This is a genomic window from Roseitalea sp., assembly GCF_984466335.1.
On the sequence record NZ_CFIFWG010000176.1, the window covers coordinates 1 to 5,813 of the forward strand.

Here is a 5,813-nt window from a genome sequence, read left to right on the forward strand (position 1 = left end):
CCAGATCACAAAATCCCGGCGCTCAGACGATGCCAGCCAAAGACAAACCGCTCTAGCCAGCCCAGAACTGGTCGAGCCAGATGTTGAGAGACGTGAATCCGGTCGCCTGCACCGAATAGATGCGCCGCGTGCCGTCCGCCCGCGCGTCGACCAGTCCGGCGTCCAGCAGCACGCGCAGGTGCTGCGAGACCGCCGGGCGCGAAATGGGCAGCCCCAGCGCGAGCTCGCCCACGGTCTTGCCCCCGCGCCTGAGCTCTTCGAGCAGGTGTCGACGGTTCGGATCGGCGATCGCTTCGAACGGATCGGGTCTCATGGCCGGCTTGTAAGACGCTTCTTACCGCAATGCAAGAAAAATGCTGCAATGCAGCATGCCACCTTGGCGGCAGCATGCTGCCTGGGCAGGACGGGCCCGGATTTTGCACACGCCATCGCGTTGCCGCAATCGGGTGATTGCTCGCATGGCCGGGCGGCCTGTTTGGCGCTATTTCGTTCGGCGCCGATCAACGCGAACCGGGCTTGGATCATATGGCCGACGATCACGACGAGATGGCGAACCGCTGCCGGCTGGTGCTGGTTACCCCGGCGGACGCCGATCCGGGCGTCATCTCCGCCCAGCTTGCGGCCGCCGGTCGCGGCGGCGATATCGCCTGCGTGATCGTCCCGGCCGACGGTCCTGACGGGAATGCCTGTCAGCGGTCGCTCGAACGGCTCGTGCCGGTCGGCCAGGCGCTCGGCGCCGCGGTGGTCGCGGCGGGCGATCCGTCCCTTGCCGCCCGCACCGGCGCGGACGGCATCCATGTGCGCGGGGACGCGCCTTGCCTTGCGCGCGCGGTTGCCGACCATCGGGGCCGCTTTCTCGTCGGCGCGGAGGCGGGCAGCGGCCGGCACCGGGCGCTGGAAGTGGGAGAGGCACGTCCCGACTATGTGTTGTTCGGCCGGCTCGGCGGCGACACGCACCCCCAGGCGCATCCGGGCGCGGCCGAAAGCGCGGCCTGGTGGGCCGAGTTCGTCGAGCTGCCCGCGATCCTGATGGGCGGCCGGGATCTCGCCCATCTGGATGCGGCGGCGGCGACGGGCGTCGATTTCGTGGCCCTGTCGCATGCGGTGTTCGGCCCGGACGGCGATCCCGAGGCGGTGGTGCGCGCGGCCAATGCCGTCCTTGCGCGCCATCTTCTGGCGGTGGCGTGACCGTGCCCTTGCGCGCCGGCCTTCTCGTTCTCGCGCTGGCCTGCGGCATCGCACAGCTTCATGCGCAGCCGGCGCCGTTCGGCGAGACGGCGACCTTTGCGGACGAGCGGCGAACACCGCAGCTGCCGGCGCCCTGGCGCTTTGGCGCACCGCCCCCCGACACCGCCTTCGGCGCGTTCCAGCGCGGCCTGTTCCTGACCGCGCGCAACCTGGCCCTGCCGCGCGCGCGGGCCGGCGATGCGGCGTCGCAGACGCTGCTCGGCGAAATCTATTCGCGCGGCCTGGGCGTCGCCCTCGATTTCGATGAAGCGCGGCGATGGTATGCGCGAGCGGCGCGCCAGGGCGTGCCCGAGGCGCAGTTGCAGATGGCGCTTGCCCTGCTCGCCGAGGACGCCGATTCGCAAGAAGCGCGCTCGCTGATGCGGGCGGCGGCCGATGGCGGCCACGGCAAGGCGATGTTCAACCAGGCCCAGCTTCTGCTCAACGACCGGCCGGGCCGTGCCGGCCAAAGCGCCGCCTTCGCCTATTTCCGCCGTGCCGCCGAGGCGGGCATCGCCGATGCGCAATATGCCCTTGCGCAATATTATGCCGCCGGGACGTCGCCGGCTTTCCACGACGAGGTCGAGGCGCGCCGATGGCTCGACAGGGCGGCGCGGCAGGGCTTCGACAGCGCCCAGCAAGAGCTGGGCCTCTACTATATCGACGGCGTGGGCGGCGTCCGCGACTTCGACCGGGGCTTTGCCTGGACCGCGCGGGCGGCCCATGCCGGCAACGTCGCCGCACAGGCGCAACTGGCCAAGCTCCTGTGGAGCGGCATCGGCATTGCGCCGGACGACACGCAGGCGGCCGCCTGGTACATCCTCGCCCGCCGCGCGGGCCTGCGCGACCCGGTGCTGGAGGATTTCTGGCTGGGCCTTTCGGTCGAAACCCAGCAGGAGGCGATCGTTCGGGCCAACGGCCTGCAAAGGCGCTGAGGCCGCTCTTGCAACGGCCGGCCAAGTGTGGTCAGGAAACGGCGTGTGGTCAGGAACCGGCGAAACGGTCCATGCGCGCCGCTCCGGCGCGATCAGTCTCAGGAATGGCGGATGAAGATCAACGGCAACGAGATCAAGCCGGGCCATGTGATCGAGCACAATGGCGGGCTCTGGGTGGCGGTCAAGGCCAATGCGGTCAAGCCCGGAAAGGGCGGCGCGTTCAACCAGGTGGAACTGAAGAACCTGCTCGACGGAACCAAGCTGAACGAGCGCTTCCGCGCGTCCGAGACGGTCGAGCGGGTCCGCCTGGAGCAGAAGGACTATCAGTTCCTCTATGCGCAGGACGAGGCGCTCGTCTTCATGGATTCGGAGTCCTACGAGCAGCTTGAACTGCAAGCCCACTTCGTCGGCGACCGCGCCGCCTTCCTGCAAGACGGCATGACGGTGACGGTCGAACTGCACGAGGAACGACCGATCGGCATCTCGCTGCCCGATCAGGTCACGCTGGAGGTCGCCGAGGCCGATCCCGTCGTCAAGGGCCAGACGGCGGCTTCGTCCTACAAGCCGGCCGTTCTCGAAAACGGCGTGCGCGTGATGGTGCCGCCCTTCGTCACCGCCGGCGAGCGGATCATCGTTGCGACCGACGACATCACCTATGTGCGCCGCGCCGACTGACGTTCGCATCGTTCCCGCCCGCCGCTGACCCGAAAGACCTCCGATGGCCCGCTCGGCATTGATGAACGTGATGGTCCAGGCGGCCATGAAGGCCGGCCGCGGGCTGGCGCGCGATTTCGGCGAGGTGCAGAACCTTCAGGTTTCGGTCAAGGGGCCGGGCGATTTCGTCAGCCAGGCCGACAGGAAAGCCGAGAAGACGATCTTCGAGGCGCTTAGCCGCGCGCGGCCGGACTACGGCTTTCTGATGGAGGAGGGCGGCGCCGTCGAGGGCTCTGATCCGCAGCACCGCTGGATCGTCGATCCGCTCGACGGGACGACCAACTTCCTGCACGGCATTCCGCACTTTGCCGTTTCGATCGCGCTTGAGCGGCAGGGACAGCTCGTCGCCGGCCTCGTGTTCAATCCGGCCACGGACGAGCTCTATACGGCCGAGCGGGGCGGCGGGGCCTATCTCAACGACCGCCGGCTGCGCGTGGCCGGCCGAACGCGCCTGTCCGACTGCGTGGTCGGTTGCGGCGTGCCGCATCTGGGGCGCGGCGATCACGGCCGTTTCCTCATCGAGCTGCGGCATTTGATGGGCGAGGTGGTCGGCGTCCGCCGCGCGGGGGCGGTCTCGCTCGATTTGGCCTATGTGGCCGCCGGCCGGCTCGATGGCCATTGGGAGCGGCATCTGTTTCCCTGGGACATGGCGGCCGGCATCGTGCTCGTGCGCGAGGCGGGCGGGCTCGTCACCGATCTCGACGATGGCGGCGCCATGCTGGAGCGCTGCGAGGTTCTGGCGGGCAATGAGCGTATCCGTCACGGGCTCGGCCAAGCCCTGCGGCGGCCGCTGGCGACGGCGGCGCGAACGCCGGGCGGTTGACCGGGGCGTCCGGCGATTGCGGGATTGCGCGGCTTGCCGTCCTTTCAATTTGGCCATAGTTGCCGCTAGTATCGGCGGCAATCGCAAACCATCGCCCGATGGGCACGACGGGAGAACGAGCCGATGAATGCCCCTGCGGCAGATGAAGCGGCCGCCAAGGCGGCGCGGCGGCGTTTCGACCCGTACAGGCTGTCGAATCCGCAGGTCTTCGTGCTGTCGATGATCATCTTCCTGGTGATCGTCGGATTCCTGGCGGCGATCCTCTATCGGCAGATCTCGGCCGCCTTCATGACCAATCCGGGCCTGAACGGGTTGATCCTGGGCGTGCTCGCGGTGGGCATCGTCCTGGTGTTCGCCCAGGTGACGCGCCTGTTCCGCGAGGTCGCCTGGGTGAATTCCTTCAAGGTTGGCGATACGGTGAATGCGGCGCGGCGCGAACCGGTGCTGCTGGCGCCCATGAAGGCGCTGCTGAGCGGGCGCCAGTCGGTGGCCCTGACCACCTTGTCGATGCGCTCGATCCTGGATTCGATCGGCACGCGGCTGGACGAATCGCGCGACATTTCCCGTTATCTGATCGGCCTTCTGGTGTTTTTGGGCCTGCTCGGCACGTTCTGGGGCCTGCTTGCGACCATCGGCTCGATCGGAGCGACGATCCAGTCGCTCGATCCGGGCACTGGCGACACCAACGATATTCTCGATTCGCTGAAGGTTGGCCTGAGCGCGCCGCTCGAAGGCATGGGCACGGCCTTTTCGTCCTCGCTGTTCGGCCTTTCGGGCTCGCTCGTGCTCGGCTTTCTCGACCTTCAGGCGGGCCGGGCGCAAAACCGGTTCTACACCGAGCTGGAGAACTGGCTGTCGTCTGTCACCCAGGTGGACGAATCGGGGCTCGCCCTGCCGACATCGGACGCCGATCAGCTTTCCGCACTGACCGCGCAGATCGCCGCCATCAAGGATTCGGGCGCCGGCAGCCCCCGCCAGGCCGAGGCGCTGGCGAGCCTGGCCGAGGGCGTGCACGGCCTTGTCAAGTCCATGCGCAGCGAACAGCAGATGATGCGCGACTGGGTCGACGCCCAGGCGCGCGACCAGAAGGTGACGCGCGACACGCTCGACCGGCTCGCCGAACTTCTTGACCGCTTCGAACGGGCGCGTTGACCGTGGCGCTGGCCCGCTCCCGCCGCCGCGCCGCCGGGGTCGACTATTGGCCCGGCTTCGTCGATGCGCTGTCGACGCTCCTGCTGGCGATCATGTTCCTGCTGTCGGTGTTCGTTCTGGCGCAGTTTCTGCTCAGCCGCGAGATCTCCGGACAGGACCAGGTGCTCAACCGGCTGAACGCGCAGATCAACGAACTGACCCAGCTTCTGGCGCTGGAGCGGTCCGACCGCCAGGATGTCGAAGACCAGATCCTGGGGCTGCGCGCCTCGCTCAACGTGGCCGAGGACGAACGCTCGCGGCTGCAACAATTGCTCGATGCGGGCGCGGGCGCTGGCCTGGCGGCGCGCCAGCAGATCGGCGCCTTGACCGGCGAACTGGAAGAGCAGTGGATCGCCAGCAGGCGCGCGCTCGGCCAGGTCGAGCTGCTCAACCAGCAGATCGCCGCGCTGCGCAGCCAGATCGCCGCGCTCGAAGGGGCGCTGGACATCTCCGAGGAGCGCGATGTCGAGGCGCAGGCCAAGATCGCCGACCTCGGCCGCCGGCTCAACGTCGCGCTCGCCCAGCGCGTGCAGGAGCTGAACCGCTACCGCTCGGACTTTTTCGGCCGGCTCCGCGATATCGTGTCGGACCGCCAGAACATCCGCATCGTCGGCGACCGGTTCGTGTTCCAGTCCGAGGTCCTTTTCCTGTCCGGTCGGACGGAGATCAACGCGGCGGGCCGCGCCGAGATGGCCAAGCTGGCCACGGCGCTTGTCGATCTTGAACGCGAGATCCCCGACGAGATCGCCTGGGTGCTGCGCGTCGACGGTCACACCGACGATGTGCCGCTTTCGGGCACGGGCCGGCTGCGTGACAATTGGGAACTGTCCACGGCGCGCGCCACCTCGGTGGTCAAGCTGCTGATCGAGCAGGGCGTGCCGCCCAACCGGCTCGTCGCCGCCGGCTTCGGCGAGTTCCAGCCG

Annotated in this window: 7 protein-coding genes; 6 read left to right on the forward strand and 1 reads right to left on the reverse strand. The window is 68.4% G+C overall.

Annotation, left to right across the window (positions count from 1 at the left end; genetic code table 11):
• Window positions 1-52: 52 nt before the first annotated feature.
• Window positions 53-313 (reverse strand): ArsR/SmtB family transcription factor, encoded by a 261-nt coding sequence (locus AC5E6L_RS13440; protein WP_491229133.1) that lies wholly within the window; start codon window positions 311-313, stop codon window positions 53-55.
• A gap of 212 nt (window positions 314-525) precedes the next feature.
• Between AC5E6L_RS13440 and AC5E6L_RS13445 the strand changes: the two genes are divergently transcribed.
• The 6 genes from AC5E6L_RS13445 to AC5E6L_RS13470 all read left to right on the forward strand — a co-directional run.
• The gene (locus AC5E6L_RS13445; protein WP_491773943.1) at window positions 526-1,188 is read left to right on the forward strand and encodes a thiamine phosphate synthase; all 663 of its coding nucleotides are present in this window, start codon (window positions 526-528) and stop codon (window positions 1,186-1,188) included.
• Entirely contained in the window at window positions 1,185-2,162 is a 978-nt protein-coding gene (locus AC5E6L_RS13450; protein WP_491773945.1) for a tetratricopeptide repeat protein, read from the forward strand. The genes AC5E6L_RS13445 and AC5E6L_RS13450 overlap by 4 nt, the downstream gene beginning before the upstream one ends.
• A gap of 111 nt (window positions 2,163-2,273) precedes the next feature.
• Entirely contained in the window at window positions 2,274-2,837 is a 564-nt protein-coding gene (gene efp / locus AC5E6L_RS13455; RefSeq protein ID WP_491229137.1) for an elongation factor P, read from the forward strand.
• A 43-nt stretch (window positions 2,838-2,880) separates the two neighbouring features.
• Window positions 2,881-3,699 carry an inositol monophosphatase family protein gene (locus AC5E6L_RS13460; RefSeq protein ID WP_491229138.1) on the forward strand — a complete coding sequence of 273 codons (819 nt, stop codon included), beginning with the start codon at window positions 2,881-2,883 and terminating at the stop codon, window positions 3,697-3,699.
• 123 nt (window positions 3,700-3,822) lie between these two features.
• Window positions 3,823-4,851, forward strand: coding sequence for a flagellar motor protein MotA (locus AC5E6L_RS13465; protein ID WP_491773948.1), 1,029 nt, complete (start codon window positions 3,823-3,825; stop codon window positions 4,849-4,851).
• A 2-nt stretch (window positions 4,852-4,853) separates the two neighbouring features.
• Window positions 4,854-5,813 (forward strand): peptidoglycan -binding protein (locus AC5E6L_RS13470; protein WP_491773950.1); only part of this gene is annotated, 960 nt, incomplete at its 3' end.